Source organism: Glycocaulis albus, from assembly GCF_014639075.1.
In the GTDB taxonomy this organism is placed as follows: Bacteria; Pseudomonadota; Alphaproteobacteria; order Caulobacterales; family Maricaulaceae; genus Glycocaulis; species Glycocaulis albus.
On the sequence record NZ_BMFS01000002.1, the window covers coordinates 245,946 to 262,808 of the forward strand.

Below are 16,863 nucleotides of genomic sequence, written 5' to 3' on the forward strand. Positions count from 1 at the left end.
TGTCATCAGCCGCCAGAACTGTAAACAGGAAAGCAATTTCGGGGCCAGTGCTGGCCGCATTGCGGTGCTTGCCTCAGTATTGCAGCACGACACCGAGCATGAAGCGATTGGTGCTGAAATCGCGCGGCCCAGCAGTGCCGGACGAACTCTGGTCGAGATGGCTGTAGCTCGCCGTCAGGCCCACATTGCGGTTCATCAGATAGGTCGCCTGGACGGTTGCGCCCCAGCGCTCATCCTCTCGGTCAATGCCCTGATACTCGTCATTGGCGTAATCGACCCGCGCCGTCAGAATGACATTGCGCAGCAGCTCATGGTCGGCCTGGGCCGACACCGAGGTGCCAATATAGCCGGCCGAGGCGGCAATGCCGGAATCCTCGATGCCGCGGCGGGCGGTGAACGTGAAGGTGGTCAGCTGGGTCGGGAACCATTCGAGCAGGCCGTCAACACTCACACCGTCCACCGAACCGAAAACGGGGCTGTCATATTCCTGCTTCATGTAACCGACGCCGATCTCCCCGCGCGCCAGCCCGCCAAGATCGAACTCGACACCCACATCAAACGTGTAGCCGTCAGAATCGCGGTTGGTGGCCACGGCCGGAGGCGACAGGCGGAAATCGCGCTGATTGTGCCGGTAGCGCGCGAAGACAGCCGTGTCCGGGCTGATTGCCAGATCACCGCGCAGGGTGAAACGGTGCATGTCCTGATCGCGGAAATCCTGGCTCGCGACACCGCCGCCGATCAGCAGCGCATCGTCATAGTCCGATTTCGCGAAATCATATCCGCCCCGGAGGCGCAGCCGGTTGAAGGTATGCTCGGCACCGATGGCAAAAGTGGTCGTGTCAAAGCGTATCGGCTCGGCGGCGAACCCGGCAGCACCGGCAGAGGTGCGCGGCTCCGTGCCACGGCTGTGAGACGCCGAGGCACCCACCGAGCTGCCACGATAGATATCCAGCCGGCCACCCGCACCCAGCGAGTAATCGGTGGTGCTCTCGGAGCCGAAATCGGCGTACTCGTTGTGGCGGACATCGGCGAACGCATTGAAGGCGTGACGTGACCAGGTCGTATCAACCGTCACCGACGGGTTGATCACGAAAATGGTATCGGACTCTTCGTTCGTCGCTGTCGCGAAGATATTGTCGTTGAACTCGACACCCAGCTCCAGCTGGGGGCGCCAGATGAAGGCGCCGGACCGAATGCCGAGGGCGTCATACTCAGGGCGGGGACGCTGCGTGACACTGACATTGCGGTCACGATCCCAGAGCCATTGCGCGTCGGCGGTGCCGACAGCTCCAACGCCAGCTGCCCCGCTGGCGGTCAGCGTCAATGCTACCGTGCCTGCACCCGAAAACAGCTTGTTCTTAAGGCCAACCATCTCGTCCCCACCTTCAATGCGTCACGCACCCGATGCCCGGTTCTGACGGCGGATGGCCATATCAGCCGATCCGCCGCAGGGTCTGTTCAGTCTTAGTAGTCAGAGCCACCACGGCCGCCAGGAGGCGGAGGCGGGGGCGGCGTGGGTGTGCTGCCGGCGGGGCCACCAGGCACACCCGCAACACCGGAGCTGGACAGCTGGGCCGAAACGCTTTGCGTTGCGGACTGGGCTGCTGCGGTCTGCATGACCGGGTTGGCAGAAGCGACTGTGAGGGCCGCGGCCGCAGTCTGGCTGTCCGCGCCAGATGCCAGAATGGCGGCAACGATGGCCGCCTCGACTTCTTCCGCAGATGCATCCGGACCGAGCGCCGCAACGGCGGCGACAATTGCGTCGGCGACTTCCTGAACGGTCGGGGCTTCCTGAACAGCGGCGATCGCATGCGCCGGCATGCTCACGGCTCCGGCCGGAACAAGACCAAATATCGCGGCGCCCAAAACAGCTTTTGAAAACTTGATAGCGGATTTCATTATGAACCCCTCCGAATTTACTTTCGGTTTACCACTATCAAAACCCTGCTTGCCGCGCCAGCCAAATCACATGCGAACCGGGTGTTCGCGCTACTGGCGCAGCAATATTCGCTTCTAGATGCAAAAATGACACGCTGCCATCCACCTGCACCCTTCCAGCCGCCGAGCAGCGTGCCGTGTACAGACCGATTATACATTCTTTAAGTGCTGGAATCGCATTACTTGCTGAACTGTCAAATATCCGGGGGCCAGTCTGATGGCTGTCAATGCACGGTCTGAAAACGCCGACAGCACAGTTTCCGGCACATTGTCCGATGACATTGCCATACCCGCAATGAGCAACCCGCCGGCTCGCTTTCTGGATACGCCGACATGTCCGGTCAGCCCCGCCCTCTCACCGGCGCGCTCGCTCCAGCATCATCTTGACGCGCAGCTAGCCGGGTTCAATGTCCAGATCACCGACACCGGCCTGCCCGGTGAAAAGCCCAAATGGTCAACCCGGCGCACGCTCGCACTGGTCGTCGCCATCAATGGCGTCGCCTGGACCGCTCTGGTCTGGGCGGTTGCCGCGCTGATACGCTGACCTGGCCAGCCGCGAGTAGCCCCACGCGCAACCATGATTGCTGGAATAGTCTCGCGGTGGCAGGCCCTAGGGGAATCGAACCCCTCTTTCCAGGTTGAAAACCTGGCGTCCTAACCGATAGACGAAGGGCCCGCATCAACGCGAGAGCGGTTCTATATCCAAGCGGAATCCCTCACGCAAGCCCTGCAGGTAGCTTCTTGTACAAGATTGCGCAGTGCGGCCGCGTTCAACCTGCTGCTGCCATGTCTTCCAGATGCAGCTCGGCCTTGCGTCCGAAGCGATTATCTTCGGCCTTGATCCGCCCGGCCACATGCCATTTGCGGTCCCGCCCGGCCATGAGGGCATCGCCGAGCGGCTTTCCCAGCGCCCGGAAGGCGATCCCGGAGAGCTGCGCGCCCGTACCGGCTTCGAACGTGAAGCGCAGATGGCCTGTGCCGACCTCTTTGACGAAGCGTATGTGCAGGTCAGACAGGGCAAAGCGCGGCTCGGGGTTACCCATGCCAAATGGAGCGGCCTGCTTCAGGGATTCCCCGAAATCGAAATCCACCGCTGCCGGATGAACAATCCCGTCCAGCCGCAAGGTCCGGGCCTCATCGGCGGCGGCCCATTCCGGCGCGAGGCGTTCGGTGAGGAATTGCCGCAAGGCGTCAATCCGGTCTGCATCCACGGTCAGCCCCGCCGCCATGGCGTGCCCGCCGCCCTTCTCCAGCAGGCCTGATTCGCGCGCGGCGAGTATCGCATTGCCCAGATGGACGCCCGGGCATGACCGGCCCGATCCCTTGCCCACGCCGTTCTCCACGCCGATCACGATAGTGGGCCGGTTGAACTGGTCCTTGATGCGCCCGGCCGCAATACCGATGACGCCGGGATGCCAGCCTTCGCCCGCCAGCACGATAACAGGCCCGCTGACATCGATGCGGCCCGACTCAATATCCTCGAGCGCGGCTGTCAGAACCGCGTCCTCTATCGCCTTGCGTTCGGCATTCAGCCGGTCAAGCTCAAGCGCGATCTCGCGGACGCGCACCGGATCATCGCTGCTCAGCAATTCCAGCCCGAGGCCCGCCACGCCGACGCGCCCGCCGGCATTTATACGCGGCCCCAGAAGGAAGCCGGCATGATAGGGGCTTGCCGGTCCCGACAGGCCGGAGACCTCCGCCAGCGCCGCCAGACCGGCCTTCTGCCAGCCACTCATCACTTTGAGGCCTTGTGTGACAATCGCCCGATTAGGCCCGGTCAGCGGCACCACGTCGCAGACCGTGCCAAGCGCCGCCAGATCGGTCATGGCGAGGATATCCGGCTCCCCGGACTTGAAAGCGCCCCGCGCCCTGCCCTCGCGGTTCAGCGCAGCCAGAAACACCAGCGTAACGCCTGCCGCCGCCATATGCCCGCAGCCCGATGTGTCGCCCGGCTGGTTGGGGTTGACCAGCGCCAGCGCAGGCGGTGGAGCGCCGTCCATGAGATGGTGATCGATCACCACGACCGGCAGGCCCATGCCCGCCGCGCTTTCCAGCGCGCTGTGTGCCGCCGCACCGCAATCCACCGTCACGACCAGTCCGGCGCCGGCCGCCTGAAGACTGGCAAAGGCCTCGGCGGACGGGCCATACCCCTCCTCTATCCGGTCCGGCACGTAGGTCAGGGGCTCCTGGCTCACCGCGCGCAGCCAGCGCACCAGCTGCGCGCCCGAGCTCGCCCCGTCTACATCGTAATCGGCAAACACGGCGATGCGTGTACCCGCCTCCACGGCGTCCCACACGGCGCGGGCCGCGTCGTCCATACCCTTGAAGCTGGACGGATCCGGAAAGCTGTCACGCAGGCGCGGAGACAGGAAGCCGGAGGCCTCCTCAACGCCGATGCCGCGCGCAGCCATCAGGCGGGCCAGTGCATCATTGCAGCCGGTCGCGCGCACAATGGCGGCCACGAGATCGTCCGGCGCCTCGCTCAATGCCCATGCCCGGCCGGTTACCGAAGCCGTGACACCAAAAAGCGCTTCGCGGCTGGCGGTCACGGCGGTCAGCTGCCCTCCACAAAGCGCTGGGTGGTGATGATGCGGCGCGAACGCGGGGCGGACGACAATAGAAGCGTCTGCGTCGTCACCGTGCCCGGCCCGTGCGTAACCGCCTCAAGCAACTGTCCGCCTGTCACACCGCTGGCGACGAACAGGCAATCTTTCGAGGCCAGCTCCGCGCCGGAATACTTCCGGTCCAGATCCTTGATCCCGGTCTTGGCGGCGCGTGCGCGCTCATCATCATTGCGGAAGAACAGCCGGCATTCGATCTGTCCGCCGAGGCAGCGCAGGGCCGCCGCGGACAGAACGCCCTCCGGCGCGCCGCCCTGACCGACATACATGTCGATCGGCCGCTTGGGATCAGCCGCCGCGATAACGGCCGCCACATCGCCATCGGGAATGAGCACGACGCGCGCGCCGGCAGCGCGGATACCGTCAATGACCGACTGGTGACGCTCACGCTCCAGCACGCAGACAGTGATGTCGGAAACCGGCACGCCCTTGGCCTTCGCCACCGCCGCCACGTTCTCGCCGACGGGCTTGTCGAGATTGATTACGCCTTGCGGCAGGCCGGGACCGACGGCGATCTTGTCCATATAGGTGTCGGGCGCATGCAGGAGCCCGCCACGCGGCGCCAGCGCCAGCAGCGTCAGCGCTTCCGGCTTGCCGCCGGCGGTCAGCGATGTGCCTTCCAGCGGATCCAGCGCAATGTCGATTTCCGGGCCTTCGCCAGTACCGACCTCCTCGCCGATATAGAGCATCGGCGCCTCGTCGCGCTCACCCTCTCCGATCACGATACGCCCGCGCATCGGCATGTCGTTGAAGGCCTTGCGCATGGCATCAACCGCCGCCTGGTCGGCGGCAATCTTGTCGCCATGACCGGCAAGGCGTGCCGCGGCAATCGCCGCGCGCTCCGCAGCCTCAACAGCACCGAGGGCGAGATTGGATAGGGACGGCGAGGTCATAGGACAGACATTCCTTTTATCAAAGGCAGAACCAGTCGAGCAGTAGCGCTCAGTCGCGGCGGGCAGGCGAAGGCGGCGGCGTAGCGCGTTCTCGTGCCTGCTGGCCGTATACCAGAGGGTCGATCGGAGGAAGCTGGATCAGCTGTGCCTGCGACACCACCAGGTCGCGGGTATCGGCAAGCTCCCGCGCGGCGGTCGCCATGCGCCAGCTTTCCAGTTCCGGGCGCGGTATCTCCGGCACAAACGCCGGCGCTTCGCGGGCCGGATCGCCAGCCATGCGCTCCTGCGTCCAGCCGGATTCCGCTTCCGGTACGGTCACCAGGGCACAACCGGCGAGCAGCGGGCCGGCAAGCGCCATGCTGGTCAGCAAGGCCATAAGTTTGCGCAAGGCAGTCATCCTCCGGAAGGGATTGGACGGATCACACGCTTTCTATACGCTTCGCTTCCCAAGTGTCACGCCCTACCGGAAGTGCTGTCTGTCATGGCCGAGAAGAAAACACCCTCCAAACGCAAGAAACCCGCGTCATCAGGCAAGAAACCGGCGGCGAAAGCCGCTGCGGCCAAGCGCGTGCCCAAGCCAGGCAAGGAAACGGAAAAGGCCGCGCCGATGGGCGGAGCGCCTGCACCGGAGGCCCCCTTTCCCGCCCTGCCCGCAGCCGATCTGGAAACGCTGGAGACCATCTCGCGCAATGTCATGCAGTCTGCGCTGAAAAGTCAGAAGCTGATGGCCGACATGATGCGCCGCTCTCTGGAGGGTGATCCGACTCTGTCGCCGCAGGCGGACCCGCTGCACGCCTCGCCGGAGCTGGCCAAGACATGGGAAAACGTGCTGGGCGATCCCGAATTGCTGCTGCAGGCGCAGTCCGATCTCTATCGCGGCTATCTCGATCTGTGGGCGGGCGCGACCAAGAAGATGATGGGCGAGGACGCGCCGCCCGTCATCGAGCCGGAAAAAGGCGACAAGCGCTGGCGTTCGGCCGAATGGACCGAGCACCCGATGTTCGACGCCATGCGCCAGTCCTACCTGCTCAATCAGCGCTTCCTGCTGAATCTCGTCAACAATGCCAAGGGCATAGACGAGGAGACGCGGCGCAAGGTGAACTTCGTCACCCGCCAGATGATCGACGCCATGTCGCCGACCAATTTCGCGCTGACCAACCCGGACGTGCTGAAAGCCACCTTCGAGAGCAAGGGCGAGAATTTGTCACGCGGGCTGATGAATCTCGTCAACGATCTCGAACGCGGCAATGGCCGCCTCGCCCTCACCCAGACCGACATGGAAGGCTTCGAGGTAGGCAAGGACCTTGCCGCCACGCCCGGCGATGTCATCTACCGCAATGCGGTGATGGAGCTGATCCAGTATGCGCCCGCGACGGACACGGTGCGCCAGCGCCCGATCCTCATCGCCCCGCCCTGGATCAACAAATTCTACATCATGGACATGCGCCCGCAGGGCTCGCTGATCCGCTGGCTGACACAGCAGGGCTTCACCGTCTTCCTGATCTCCTGGGTCAATCCCGACCAGTCCATGAAGGACGCAACGTTCGAGGACTATATCCGCCAGGGCCTGTTTGAGGCGCTGGAATGCGTGGAGCAAGCCACTGGCGAGCGGCAGGTGGACGCCATCGGCTATTGCATTGGCGGCACCATGCTCGGCAGTGCGCTGGCCCTGATGGCGGCAGAAAACGATGACCGCATCGCCTCGGCCACCTTCTTCGCCGCCCAGCTCGATTTTTCGCTGGCGGGTGAGCTTCTCGTCTTCATCGACGAGGAATGGTTCAAGGAAATCGGCCGGCTGATGGATGCGCAAGGCGGCGTGCTGGACGGGCGCACCATGGCCGACACGTTCAACATGCTGCGCGCCAACGATCTGGTCTGGTCGTTTGTCATCAACAACTATCTGCTCGGCAAGACGCCGCAGGCCTTTGACCTGCTCTACTGGAATGCCGACCAGACGCGCATGCCCAAGACGCTCCACCTCTATTATCTGGAGAAGTTCTACAAGAACAATGCATTGTCCAAGGGCGAGATGGAGCTGGGCGGCCACAGGCTCGACCTGAAGAAGGTGAAAATCCCGGTCTTCATGCAGGCCAGCAAGGAAGACCACATCGCCCCGGCGGACTCCGTCTACCGCTCCGCGCGCCTGTTCGGCGGCAAGACGCAATACATGATGGCCGGGTCAGGTCATATCGCCGGCGTGGTCAATCACCCGGACGCCAACAAATACCAGCACTGGATCAATGAGGCCCTGCCCGAAAGCCGCGAGGAATGGCTGAAAGGTGCCAAGGAGCATCCCGGCTCCTGGTGGCCGCACTGGAAGGCCTGGCTGCTCTCAATGAACGACGCGCAAGTGCCAGCCCGCAAACCCGGCGGCGGCAAGCTCAAGCCTTTGTGCCCGGCACCGGGAGAGTATGTGAAGGTGAGGAGTTGAGAGCGCTTCCGCCTGAGTGCGTTTCACCGGCGAAAGCCGGTGCCCAGTCTTTCTGGATCCCGGGTTCCCCGTTTTCACGGAGACAGGCAAGCCCGGGAACCCGGTGGAAGGGTCAGCCTAAATGCTGGCAGAATTTCAGGTGGCTCCACTTCCGCGTTCCCGCCCCCCGAGCGGGGACCCATGACATCACGGGAAGCTTCAAAACTGGACCCCGGCGTCCGCCGGGGAAACGCGAGTTTGGAATTAGAGCCAAGCCCTACTCCCCCAGCCGCACCTCAGACCCCTCCGTCACCAGCAGGGCCAGCTCCAGCGCATCGCCTTTGACGAGGTTGTAGCCGGAGACCGTCGCCAGCGGGCGGACACTGATCCCGCGCGCCGCGAGCGCGGCATCAAAGCCCTCGCGCTCGGCCACATCCACGATGGCGAGGCCGCAGGCAGGGTCGCTCACTAGCACATCGGCGGCGGCATCGGCATTGTCCGCCAACAGGGCATCGGTGCCGAGATAGAAGGCGTTGGAGGGCTCGCGATAACCGAGCGTGGCAATGGAGAGGGTCTCGCACCCTTCCAGCCGGTCGACCACACGCCCTACCCGCTCTGAGGGCCACATGGCGTCAATATTGGGGATGACCACACCAAACATCGCGCCATAGACGGAAATCGCGCCGACGCCCGCCACGCCCAGCGTGCGCAGGGACGGCGCATAGGCCAGCGCCGCGACGGTGATCAGGCCAATCACACCGGCAATCGCGGCAATCCACGCATCCAGCCCGATTTCGCCATTGAACTCGATATGGGCCGCAATCGGCAGCGCGATGAGCACGCCGGAAACGACGATCACCGCCGCTGCCACCACCCAGTGGAAAATGCGCTGTTTCAGGCCGGAGAGCACCCCTGGCACGTCTTTGAGCGCCAGCCCCATCAGGATGGCAATGGCCGGAAAGGTCGGCACCACATAGTGCGGCAGCTTGGTCGTGATGAGTTCGAAGACGATCCAGGTCGGCACGATCCACGCCACGAGGAAGCGGATCGTCCGGTCGGAGCGGTTCTTCCACGCCGCCAGCACCGCCAGCGCCAGCAGAGCGGCCGCAGGCCACAGCGTGACCGGCGAGAGCATGAGATGGAAGCCGAGCGGGCCCGTATGGTTCTCGGCCGCTTCGGACACCTTGCGCAGCATAGACCAGCCAACGGCTTCGGCCAGGAAGGCGCCATCGGTCACAATCGTCACGGCCACCAGCCAGGGCGCGGCAATAGCGATGACGACCAGCAGGCCAAAGCCGGGCCGGATGCGCCTGAGCAGGTCAAAATCGCGTGTCAGCGCGATGAAGCCCACCAGCGTCAGGCCCGTCACCATGGTGAAGATCGGGCCCTTGATAAGGATGCACACCGCCGTCGCCGCCCACAGCGCGAGTGGCCAGCCGATAAAGGCGGGGCGCTTTTCGGTGATTTTCAGGGCCAGCATGGCCAGCGAAATCTGCGCAAGCATGCCAAAGCCGAGCAGAAGCGCGTCGGTCTTGGCGGTGCGCGCCTCCACCTGCAGCGACAGCGCGATGGCGAGCACCAGCCCTGCGGCGATACCCACTTGCGGAGAGAAAAGCCGGCTGCCCAGCCAGCCTGTCATGATGATCGCGGCCAGAATCCCGAACAGGCTGGTCAGACGGTGCGCCCAGACCGGAGCCTCCGCCCCACCGAACGGCGTCGTGGTGATCACCTGCGCCCAGTAAGTGCCGACAGGCTGCTTGTGGCGCGCTTCGTCCTGAAAGCGGATATCGATGAAGTCGCCGGTTTCCATCATCTGCCGGCTGGCCTGCATGTAGCGGGACTCGTCACGGTCCATGGCCGGAATGGTGAAAAAGCCGGGCAGCATCGCCGCCAGCGCTACCAGCACCAGAAGCAGATAGGCATAGCGGTTCAGCCCGCCGCGCGCGCCCGGTTTCTGGAGCGTTTCAAGCCAGTCATTCATGCTATGCGCCATCTCCGCCCTTGCGGCCCAGCAGCAGTTCGGACGCGGGCACATGGGTGCGCCGCATCAGCCAGACCACGCCCATCAGATCGAACAGGCCCGCCGCCGCACGCCCGATATTGGTGTATTTGGACTGGCCTGCCGACCGCGCGCGGTTCACCACCGGCACGCTGACATAGCTGAACCCCAGATGCACCGTGAAGGCCGGAATATAGCGGTGCAGCGCGTCAAAGAACGGCATGGCAAGGAACAGGTCGCGCACCACCAGCTTCAGCCCGCAGGCGGTATCGGGGCAGGAATCGTTCAGCAGGCTGGACCGCAGGCCATTGGCAAAGCGCGAGGCGAACTTGCGGCTGTTTCCGTCAGTGCGGTTCTGGCGCCAGCCCGCCACCAGCGCGCGTTCGCCCGTCACGTCCAGGTCAATCTCGGCCACCATGTCGAGGATGGAACGTGGATCGTCCTGCCCGTCCCCGTCCATCGTGGCGACCCAGATCGAGCGGGCGGCGATCATACCGGTGCGCAGGGCCGCGCTCTTGCCCGAGCGCTTCGGATGACGGATCAGGCGGATACGGCTGTCCTCCGCCATCAGGCCAGCCAGCGCCTCGGCAGTACCGTCCGTGCTGCCATCGTCAATCACAAGAAATTCTGTTTCGGGAATTGCGGCCGTAATGACATCGCGCGCTTCGCGTACTACCGACTCGATACTCTCCGCCTCGTTCAGGGCCGGGATGAGGGTCGTCAGGCGGGGGCGGTCAGCAGAAACAGTCATCAGCGCAAGCAGTCCCGGTAATTACGCGGAAATTGTCCTTCCGCCCTGGCGACGGTCAATAGCATGACCCCTCCGGCATGGGGAGGCACGATATGCCGCCCGTCACCCTAGCAACCAAAACGGGCGGCACCATCCGGCACCGCCCGTTTCGTATAATCGGCATGGCTGCGCGCAAGTGCGCAGAATAAGCCTTAGCGCTTCGAGAACTGGAAGCTGCGGCGGGCTTTCTTCTTGCCGTACTTCTTGCGTTCGACGACGCGGCTGTCACGGGTGAGGAAGCCACCGGCTTTCAGCACGCCGCGCAGGGCCGGTTCGTAATAGGTCAGGGCCTTGGAAATGCCATGACGCACCGCACCGGCCTGACCGGACAGGCCACCGCCCGTCACCGTGGCATACACATCGTACTGGTCCATGCGTTCAGCCGTCTCGAACGGCTGGGCCAGCATCATGCGCAGCACCGGACGCGCGAAATACACTTCCTGTTCGCGGCCATTGACCACGATCTTGCCGGCACCCGGCTTGATCCAGACGCGGGCAATGGCATTCTTGCGCTTGCCAGTGGCATAGGCGCGGCCATGCTCGTCGATTTTCGGTTCAGCAATAACCTTGTCTTCGGTTGCGGTTACAACCGGAGCATCGGCCTGCTTCATCGCCGATTTCAGGTCTTCAAGAGAGCGTGCTTGTTCGGCCATTATGCGCTCCGCACGTTTTTGGTGTTGAGGGACTTGAAGTCGACGACTTCCGGCTGCTGGGCCTCATGCTTGTGCTCTGCACCGGCATAGACGCGCAGCTTTGAGAACTGGGTGCGTGCCAGCGGGCTTTCTTTCGGCAGCATGCGCTTCACGGCGTTTTCCAGCACACGCTCGGGGAACTTGCCCTCGATCAGCTTGCGCGGGCTCGTTTCCTTGATACCGCCCGGATGGCCCGTGTGACGGTAATAGCGCTTGTCCTCGAACTTGTTACCCGTGAAAATTACCTTGTCGGCATTGATGACCACGACATGGTCGCCGCAATCGGTGTGCGGGGTGAAATCAGGACGGTGCTTGCCGCGCAGACGGGTCGCGATATAGGCCGCGAGACGGCCGACAACGGCGCCTTCGGCATCGATCACAACCCATTTGTGTTCAACATCTGCGGGCTTGGCGGAGAAGGTCTTCATCGCTTGGGCCTTGAAACTGGACAGCGAAGCCGGAACCGCCCGGCCTCTCATGGGATGCGGGCTGTTACGCCTGCTGGCCGTTACTGTCAACACTGCCCATGAAAAACACTGTAATTCAGCATGATAGCAATGCGGTATTTAGATACCGCATTTTATTGAGCAAGCGCAGCATTTGGAAGCCGCGCACTGTCGCAGCCCTGTCAAATCACCTATAGATGATGGCGAACGCAGTCTCACCCTGGCCAGCCTGGAGATATGACATGCCACTTTCCCGCCGCCGGTTTCTGGGTACCGCTGCTGCCACGGCAACGGCCTTTTCCGGACTGGCGGCACTCACCGGGTGCAACGGAGCTCCGCCACCCAGCTATCTCAGCCAGGTGCGTGGCTTCGGGCCGTTGCGCCGCGACGGGCGCGGCCTGTTCGACCTTCCATCGGGCTTTTCCTACACCAGCTTTTCTGAAACCGGGCAGGAGATGAGTGACGGCCTGCTGGTGCCTGGCGAACACGACGGCATGGCCTGTTTTGGCGGCGCTGGCAGCGACACTGTTATCCTGGTGCGCAATCACGAACTCAATCCTGGCGAGGTAGAGAAATCTGCCTTCGGTGCCGACCACGCCCTGCTGGACCGCATCGACCCGTCTTTTCTCTACGACACCCTGCCCGGTGGCGAGCCGCATCTCGGCGGCACGACAACCATTCACTACAATCTGCGCCGCCGCCGGGTGGAGCGCGAATTCCTGTCTCTGGCCGGCACCGTGAATAATTGCGCGGGCGGACCAACACCGTGGGGCAGCTGGATCAGCTGCGAGGAAACGCTGCTGCAGCAGGGCAGTACGGCCCGGCTCGATCATGGCTGGAATTTTGAAGTTCCCGCGGCTGCCACCGGTCTGGTCGAACCGGTTGCGCTGCGCGCCATGGGCCGGTTCCGCCATGAAGCGGTGGCGGTCGACCCGGCCACCGGCATCGCCTACCAGACCGAAGATGCTCAGCCTGGCCTGTTCACCCGCTTCATCCCCGACCGCAGGGGCGAGTTCTGGCGCGGCGGCAGGCTGCAGGCACTGGCCATTCGCGGCCGCCCCGGCGCAGACACCCGCAACTGGGAAGGCAGCGCCGATCCGATCCCGGTCGGCGAGACACTCGATGTGATCTGGGTCGACCTCGAAGCCATTCACAACCCTGAAAATGATCTCGCGGCGCGCTCGATTGCGGCGGGCGCCGCCAATTTCACGCGTGGCGAAGGCGCTTGGTTCGGCGATGGCGAGCTTTACTTTTGTTGCACGGATGGCGGCCCGGCCCAGATCGGACAGATCTGGCGCTACCGGCCCAGCCCATATGAAGGTACACCGCGTGAACGCGAAGCGCCGGGCCAGCTGACCCTCTTTGTGGAATCCACCGATGCGCGCCTGCTCGAGAAGTGCGACAACATCACCATCGCGCCCTGGGGCGACCTGATAGTTGTCGAGGACGGCGACGGCGAACAATTCATCCGCGGGGTGACACCCGCCGGACAGCTCTACACGATCGGCCGCAATGCGGCTCCCGATGCAGATGGCGAATATAGCGAGATAACAGGCCCATGCTTTTCACCCGACGGAACGACGCTTTTCTTCAACGTGCAGAACGGGCCGGGGCGAAGTTTCGCCGTACGCGGACCCTGGGAGCGGCGCTCGCTGGCATCTGTCTAGCCGCCGCCCTGACGGGGTGCGGGGAACCACCGGCAAGCGAAGACACTGAACGCGCCGAAAGCCCGTCCAATGTACGCACCGTGCCGGTCACCGGCATGACGCGCGAGGCCAGCGCGGCAGAACACATCGCGCTGCTTCCCAATGGTGAGGCCCGCGATGCCGGCCTGATCATCACCGCGATACGCGGCGGCGGTTTCGACGCCTTCAATGACTTCGGCGAACGCATTTTCCAGACCGCCGGCCCTGTCCTCACCAGCATGGTCGCCGTGCCGACATTCGACATGCGTGGCACTACGCTTTCCCTGCTGTTCGGCAGTGATGCCGACCGGCTGGTCCGGGGCTTCATCGTGCTGCCGGGCATGCAGGCTATCGAGCCGCTGCCACTCGACGTCGCGAGCGTCAGCGATCCGGTGGAGGGGGTGTGCCTCTACCGGCAGGGCACCGGCTTTATCGAGCTCGCCCTGCTGCATGCCAACCGGCGCGCCACAGTCTGGCGGATGATGGATACCGGAGGCGAACGTCTGTCCCTTAGCCGCACCGCCGAGATCGCCCTGCCCTTCACCGCAGAACGGTGTGCCGGAGCGGATGGCGATATCGTGATCGGCAGTTCGACCGGCGGGCTTGCCCGGGTCGAGGCCAGCGGGTCGGTCCGCGCTGATGCGCAAGGCATATCGGTCTCGCACCTGGCTTATGCCGAGCTTTATGGCCGCCCGGTCGTGCTGGTACCGCTGGCAGCAGAAGGTGTGATCGGCGTGTTCGATGCCCGCACGCTGGAGGAAATCTCCGCGATCGAGGTGCAAAGCGAGATGTCGATTGCCGGTCTGGAACGTCCAGGCGCCATTACGGTCACGGACCTGCCCTTCAGCGGCATGGGCTTTTCCAATGGCCTGGCAGCAATCCACGACGGCGAAGACGGACGCATCAAGCTGGTAACGCGCGACGTGCTCGGGCGGGCGGTTACCGCGCCGGAATAGCGGCCGTCGCCGTTCTTGCCGCCAGCCAGGCCGTGAAGCCCGCCATCAGAAAGAGCGCTATCGCGCCGCCCTGGTGCGCGAGCGACAGGTTGAGCGGCGAGGCGGAGACCAGCGTCCAGATGCCAAGCACCACTTGCCCGGCGATCAGCACGGGCAGGACCACTCCTGCCCGCTTCAGGTCCGTCTGCCCTGACTGCCAGAGCCGGAAGGCCAGCGCGCCGCCGAGCGCGGCAAGCGCATAACCCACCCAGCGATGCTGGAACTGCACCGCTGGCAGGCTTTCGAACACGGCCCGCCAGACCGGCAGGCCAGAGAGATAACCTTCCGGCACCACTTGTCCCTCAAAGCCCGGCCAGGTCGTGAAGATCCGCCCTGCCCCGGTACCTGCCACCAGCGCGCCAAGCGCAATCTGGAACAGCACCGCGCCCCAGAACACGCCCGCGAGCGTGAACAGCTTTCCGCGCTGGAGGACAGGCGTCTTGCCGTAACGCAGCTCCAGCGCCGTCCATAGCGTCAGCCCCAGAATGGCGAACGCCATGATGAGATGGGTGGCGAGCCGGTACTGGCTGACCGAGACGCGCTCTGTCAGCCCGGAGGCGACCATCCACCAGCCAATGGCGCCCTGCAGCCCGCCCAGCGCAAACAGCACCCACAGGCGGGTCTGCAGCCGTTTTGGCACGCGCCGCGTGAACAGGAAGAAGGCGAAAGGCAGCGCGAAGGCAAACCCGAGGAAGCGGCCAAGCTGGCGATGGCCCCACTCCCACCAATAGATGAACTGGAACTCTTCCATGCTCATCCCGCGGTTTTGCAGCTGGTATTGCGGGATCTGGCGGTATTTCTCCAGTTCGGCTTCCCAGCCAGCCTGCGTCATCGGCGGGATGGCGCCTGTAACAGGGCGCCATTCGGTGATGGAGAGGCCGGAGCCTGTCAGGCGCGTGGCCCCGCCGACCACGATCATCGCGATGACCAGAACCGCAATCACCACCAGCCACCAGAACATGGCGCGGCTGGTGCCGTCCTGCGTGAAGGGGCGGGGCAAGGCGGTTTGAGCGGACATGGGCAGCCTCTGGTCGGTCAGCATTGCGCAGCTACTTATCGCTTTGACCACGCCGTGCAAGCGATGCGCGCGCTTTCGCCGCGCCGCCGGCACAGAACGAGACGCAAATCGGGGCTGGCGTCGCGCGCAGCCTCCGCCTAACCTTGACGTAAACGTAAACGGGAGGAGACCTCGCATGTCCCTTGAAACATTCCGCAAAGAGACCCGCGACTGGCTGGAGGCGAATTGCCCGCCCGGCATGCGCGTGCCCGCCAAGGGCGAAGCCGACATCTGCTGGGGCGGGCGCAACTGGACCTTCGCCAGCGATGACCAGCGCATCTGGCTGGAGCGCATGGCGGAACGCGGCTGGACCGTGCCGACCTGGCCCAAGGAATACGGCGGAGGCGGCCTCAGCAAGGAAGAAGCCTTCGTCCTGAAGGAAGAGATGAAGGCCATGAAGGCCCGTTCCCCGCTGGACAGTTTCGGTATCTGGATGCTCGGCCCGGCCCTTCTCAAATACGGCAGCGAGGAACAAAAACGCGAGCACCTGCCGAAAATCGCACGCGGCGAGATCCGCTGGTGTCAGGGCTATTCGGAGCCCGGCGCGGGCTCCGACCTTGCCAGCCTTCGCACCAAGGGCGTGCTGGACGGCGATGAGTACGTCATCAACGGGCAGAAGGTGTGGACCTCCTACGCCGACAAGTCGGACTGGATTTTCGCGCTGGTGCGCACCGAGGCCGACGCGCCCAAGCATCTGGGCATTTCCTTCATCCTGATCGACATGGAAACGCCCGGCGTCTCCACCAAGCCGATCAAGCTGATCTCCGGCAAATCGCCCTTCTGCGAGACCTTTTTTGATGATGCGCGCGCGCCCGTGTCGAACGTCGTCGGCAAGCCGGGTCAGGGCTGGGACATCGCCAAATACCTCCTCAGCCATGAGCGCGCCGGTATCGTGTCCGACGCCGTCTCCGGCGGGCTCAATCCGGTGGGCGCAGCCCATCTGGCCGGCGAGGTGGACGAAAACGGCCAGATTGCCGACCCGATCCTGCGCGGCGATGTCGCGCGCCTGACCATTGATGCGCTGGCCTTTGAATCCACGCTGCGCCGGGTGAAGGATGAGGCCGACAAGGGCGAAGGCGTGGGCGCCAAGGCCTCCATCCTGAAATATGTCGGTACCGAGCTGAACAAGCGCCGCCACGAGCTCAACATGTCCGCGCTCGGCTCTGACGGCCTCTTGTGGGAAGGCGAGAAAGAAGAGGATGGCGAGGCTGCCCGCTCCTGGCTGCGCAGCCGCGCCAACTCCATCGAGGGCGGCACCAGCGAGATCCAGCTCAATATCGTCGCCAAGCGCGTCCTCGAGCTTCCCGGCAGCTGATTTTCCAATAAGGCATTGATCC

General features: G+C 64.1%; 15 protein-coding genes and 1 tRNA gene. 5 read left to right on the forward strand and 11 right to left on the reverse strand.

Going from position 1 to position 16,863, the window contains the following annotated elements; genetic code table 11:
* Positions 1-73 precede the first annotated feature (73 nt).
* A complete protein-coding gene (locus tag IEV75_RS03475; RefSeq protein ID WP_188451154.1) occupies positions 74-1,372 on the reverse strand; it encodes an outer membrane beta-barrel protein in 1,299 nt (432 codons plus the stop codon).
* 92 nt (positions 1,373-1,464) lie between these two features.
* Positions 1,465-1,821 carry a hypothetical protein gene (locus IEV75_RS03480; protein ID WP_188451155.1) on the reverse strand — a complete coding sequence of 119 codons (357 nt, stop codon included), beginning with the start codon at positions 1,819-1,821 and terminating at the stop codon, positions 1,465-1,467.
* A 334-nt stretch (positions 1,822-2,155) separates the two neighbouring features.
* On the opposite strand from IEV75_RS03480, the gene IEV75_RS03485 reads away from it, so the two are divergent.
* Complete coding sequence (locus IEV75_RS03485) at positions 2,156-2,482, forward strand: hypothetical protein (protein WP_188451156.1); 327 nt, start codon at positions 2,156-2,158, stop codon at positions 2,480-2,482.
* 57 nt (positions 2,483-2,539) lie between these two features.
* Here the strand turns inward: IEV75_RS03485 and IEV75_RS03490 are convergent.
* The 4 genes from IEV75_RS03490 to IEV75_RS03505 all read right to left on the reverse strand — a co-directional run bounded on the left by IEV75_RS03490 (position 2,540) and on the right by IEV75_RS03505 (position 5,840).
* Positions 2,540-2,614: transfer RNA gene (locus IEV75_RS03490), tRNA-Glu, on the reverse strand.
* A 94-nt stretch (positions 2,615-2,708) separates the two neighbouring features.
* The gene (gene recJ, locus IEV75_RS03495) at positions 2,709-4,487 is read right to left on the reverse strand and encodes a single-stranded-DNA-specific exonuclease RecJ (protein WP_188451157.1); all 1,779 of its coding nucleotides are present in this window, start codon (positions 4,485-4,487) and stop codon (positions 2,709-2,711) included.
* Positions 4,488-4,492: 5 nt separating this feature from the next.
* Positions 4,493-5,452 carry a class II fructose-bisphosphatase gene (gene glpX, locus IEV75_RS03500; RefSeq protein WP_188451158.1) on the reverse strand — a complete coding sequence of 320 codons (960 nt, stop codon included), beginning with the start codon at positions 5,450-5,452 and terminating at the stop codon, positions 4,493-4,495.
* Positions 5,453-5,501: 49 nt separating this feature from the next.
* Positions 5,502-5,840: a hypothetical protein gene (locus IEV75_RS03505; protein ID WP_188451159.1), complete on the reverse strand. Its 339-nt coding sequence runs from the start codon at positions 5,838-5,840 to the stop codon at positions 5,502-5,504.
* A 93-nt stretch (positions 5,841-5,933) separates the two neighbouring features.
* Between IEV75_RS03505 and phaC the strand changes: the two genes are divergently transcribed.
* Positions 5,934-7,883: a class I poly(R)-hydroxyalkanoic acid synthase gene (phaC, locus tag IEV75_RS03510; RefSeq protein ID WP_188451160.1), complete on the forward strand. Its 1,950-nt coding sequence runs from the start codon at positions 5,934-5,936 to the stop codon at positions 7,881-7,883.
* Between the two features lie 256 nt (positions 7,884-8,139).
* Here the strand turns inward: phaC and IEV75_RS03515 are convergent, their stop codons facing one another.
* The 4 genes from IEV75_RS03515 to rplM form a co-directional block, all read right to left on the reverse strand.
* Complete coding sequence (locus IEV75_RS03515; protein ID WP_188451161.1) at positions 8,140-9,843, reverse strand: ArnT family glycosyltransferase; 1,704 nt, start codon at positions 9,841-9,843, stop codon at positions 8,140-8,142.
* Position 9,844: 1 nt separating this feature from the next.
* Positions 9,845-10,612, reverse strand: a complete 768-nt coding sequence (locus IEV75_RS03520) for a glycosyltransferase family 2 protein (protein WP_188451162.1) — start codon at positions 10,610-10,612, stop codon at positions 9,845-9,847.
* A 191-nt stretch (positions 10,613-10,803) separates the two neighbouring features.
* Positions 10,804-11,304: a 30S ribosomal protein S9 gene (rpsI, locus tag IEV75_RS03525; protein ID WP_188451163.1), complete on the reverse strand. Its 501-nt coding sequence runs from the start codon at positions 11,302-11,304 to the stop codon at positions 10,804-10,806.
* Positions 11,304-11,771, reverse strand: coding sequence for a 50S ribosomal protein L13 (gene rplM, locus IEV75_RS03530; protein ID WP_188451164.1), 468 nt, complete (start codon positions 11,769-11,771; stop codon positions 11,304-11,306). The genes rpsI and rplM overlap by 1 nt, the downstream gene beginning before the upstream one ends.
* A gap of 260 nt (positions 11,772-12,031) precedes the next feature.
* Here rplM and IEV75_RS03535 point away from each other — a divergent pair, with 260 nt between their 5' ends.
* Complete coding sequence (locus tag IEV75_RS03535; RefSeq protein ID WP_188451165.1) at positions 12,032-13,456, forward strand: alkaline phosphatase PhoX; 1,425 nt, start codon at positions 12,032-12,034, stop codon at positions 13,454-13,456.
* Positions 13,457-13,551: 95 nt separating this feature from the next.
* A complete protein-coding gene (locus IEV75_RS03540) occupies positions 13,552-14,430 on the forward strand; it encodes a hypothetical protein (protein WP_188451166.1) in 879 nt (292 codons plus the stop codon).
* Here the strand turns inward: IEV75_RS03540 and IEV75_RS03545 are convergent.
* A complete protein-coding gene (locus IEV75_RS03545; protein WP_188451167.1) occupies positions 14,414-15,487 on the reverse strand; it encodes a COX15/CtaA family protein in 1,074 nt (357 codons plus the stop codon). The genes IEV75_RS03540 and IEV75_RS03545 overlap by 17 nt on opposite strands.
* Before the next feature lie 175 nt (positions 15,488-15,662).
* Between IEV75_RS03545 and IEV75_RS03550 the strand changes: the two genes are divergently transcribed.
* Positions 15,663-16,841, forward strand: coding sequence for an acyl-CoA dehydrogenase family protein (locus IEV75_RS03550; RefSeq protein ID WP_188451168.1), 1,179 nt, complete (start codon positions 15,663-15,665; stop codon positions 16,839-16,841).
* Positions 16,842-16,863 lie beyond the last annotated feature (22 nt).

Excerpts from the sequence above, each read along its gene's own strand:
- IEV75_RS03475 (WP_188451154.1), bottom strand. The coding sequence starts at position 1,372 with ATGGTTGGCCTTAAGAACAAGCTGTTTTCGGGTGCAGGCACGGTAGCA.
- IEV75_RS03480 (WP_188451155.1), bottom strand. The coding sequence starts at position 1,821 with ATGCCGGCGCATGCGATCGCCGCTGTTCAGGAAGCCCCGACCGTTCAG.
- IEV75_RS03485 (WP_188451156.1), top strand. The coding sequence starts at position 2,156 with ATGGCTGTCAATGCACGGTCTGAAAACGCCGACAGCACAGTTTCCGGC.
- glpX (WP_188451158.1), bottom strand. The coding sequence starts at position 5,452 with ATGACCTCGCCGTCCCTATCCAATCTCGCCCTCGGTGCTGTTGAGGCT.
- phaC (WP_188451160.1), top strand. The coding sequence starts at position 5,934 with ATGGCCGAGAAGAAAACACCCTCCAAACGCAAGAAACCCGCGTCATCA.
- IEV75_RS03515 (WP_188451161.1), bottom strand. The coding sequence starts at position 9,843 with ATGAATGACTGGCTTGAAACGCTCCAGAAACCGGGCGCGCGCGGCGGG.
- IEV75_RS03520 (WP_188451162.1), bottom strand. The coding sequence starts at position 10,612 with ATGACTGTTTCTGCTGACCGCCCCCGCCTGACGACCCTCATCCCGGCC.
- rpsI (WP_188451163.1), bottom strand. The coding sequence starts at position 11,304 with ATGGCCGAACAAGCACGCTCTCTTGAAGACCTGAAATCGGCGATGAAG.
- rplM (WP_188451164.1), bottom strand. The coding sequence starts at position 11,771 with ATGAAGACCTTCTCCGCCAAGCCCGCAGATGTTGAACACAAATGGGTT.
- IEV75_RS03535 (WP_188451165.1), top strand. The coding sequence starts at position 12,032 with ATGCCACTTTCCCGCCGCCGGTTTCTGGGTACCGCTGCTGCCACGGCA.
- IEV75_RS03540 (WP_188451166.1), top strand. The coding sequence starts at position 13,552 with ATGACGCGCGAGGCCAGCGCGGCAGAACACATCGCGCTGCTTCCCAAT.
- IEV75_RS03545 (WP_188451167.1), bottom strand. The coding sequence starts at position 15,487 with ATGTCCGCTCAAACCGCCTTGCCCCGCCCCTTCACGCAGGACGGCACC.
- IEV75_RS03550 (WP_188451168.1), top strand. The coding sequence starts at position 15,663 with ATGTCCCTTGAAACATTCCGCAAAGAGACCCGCGACTGGCTGGAGGCG.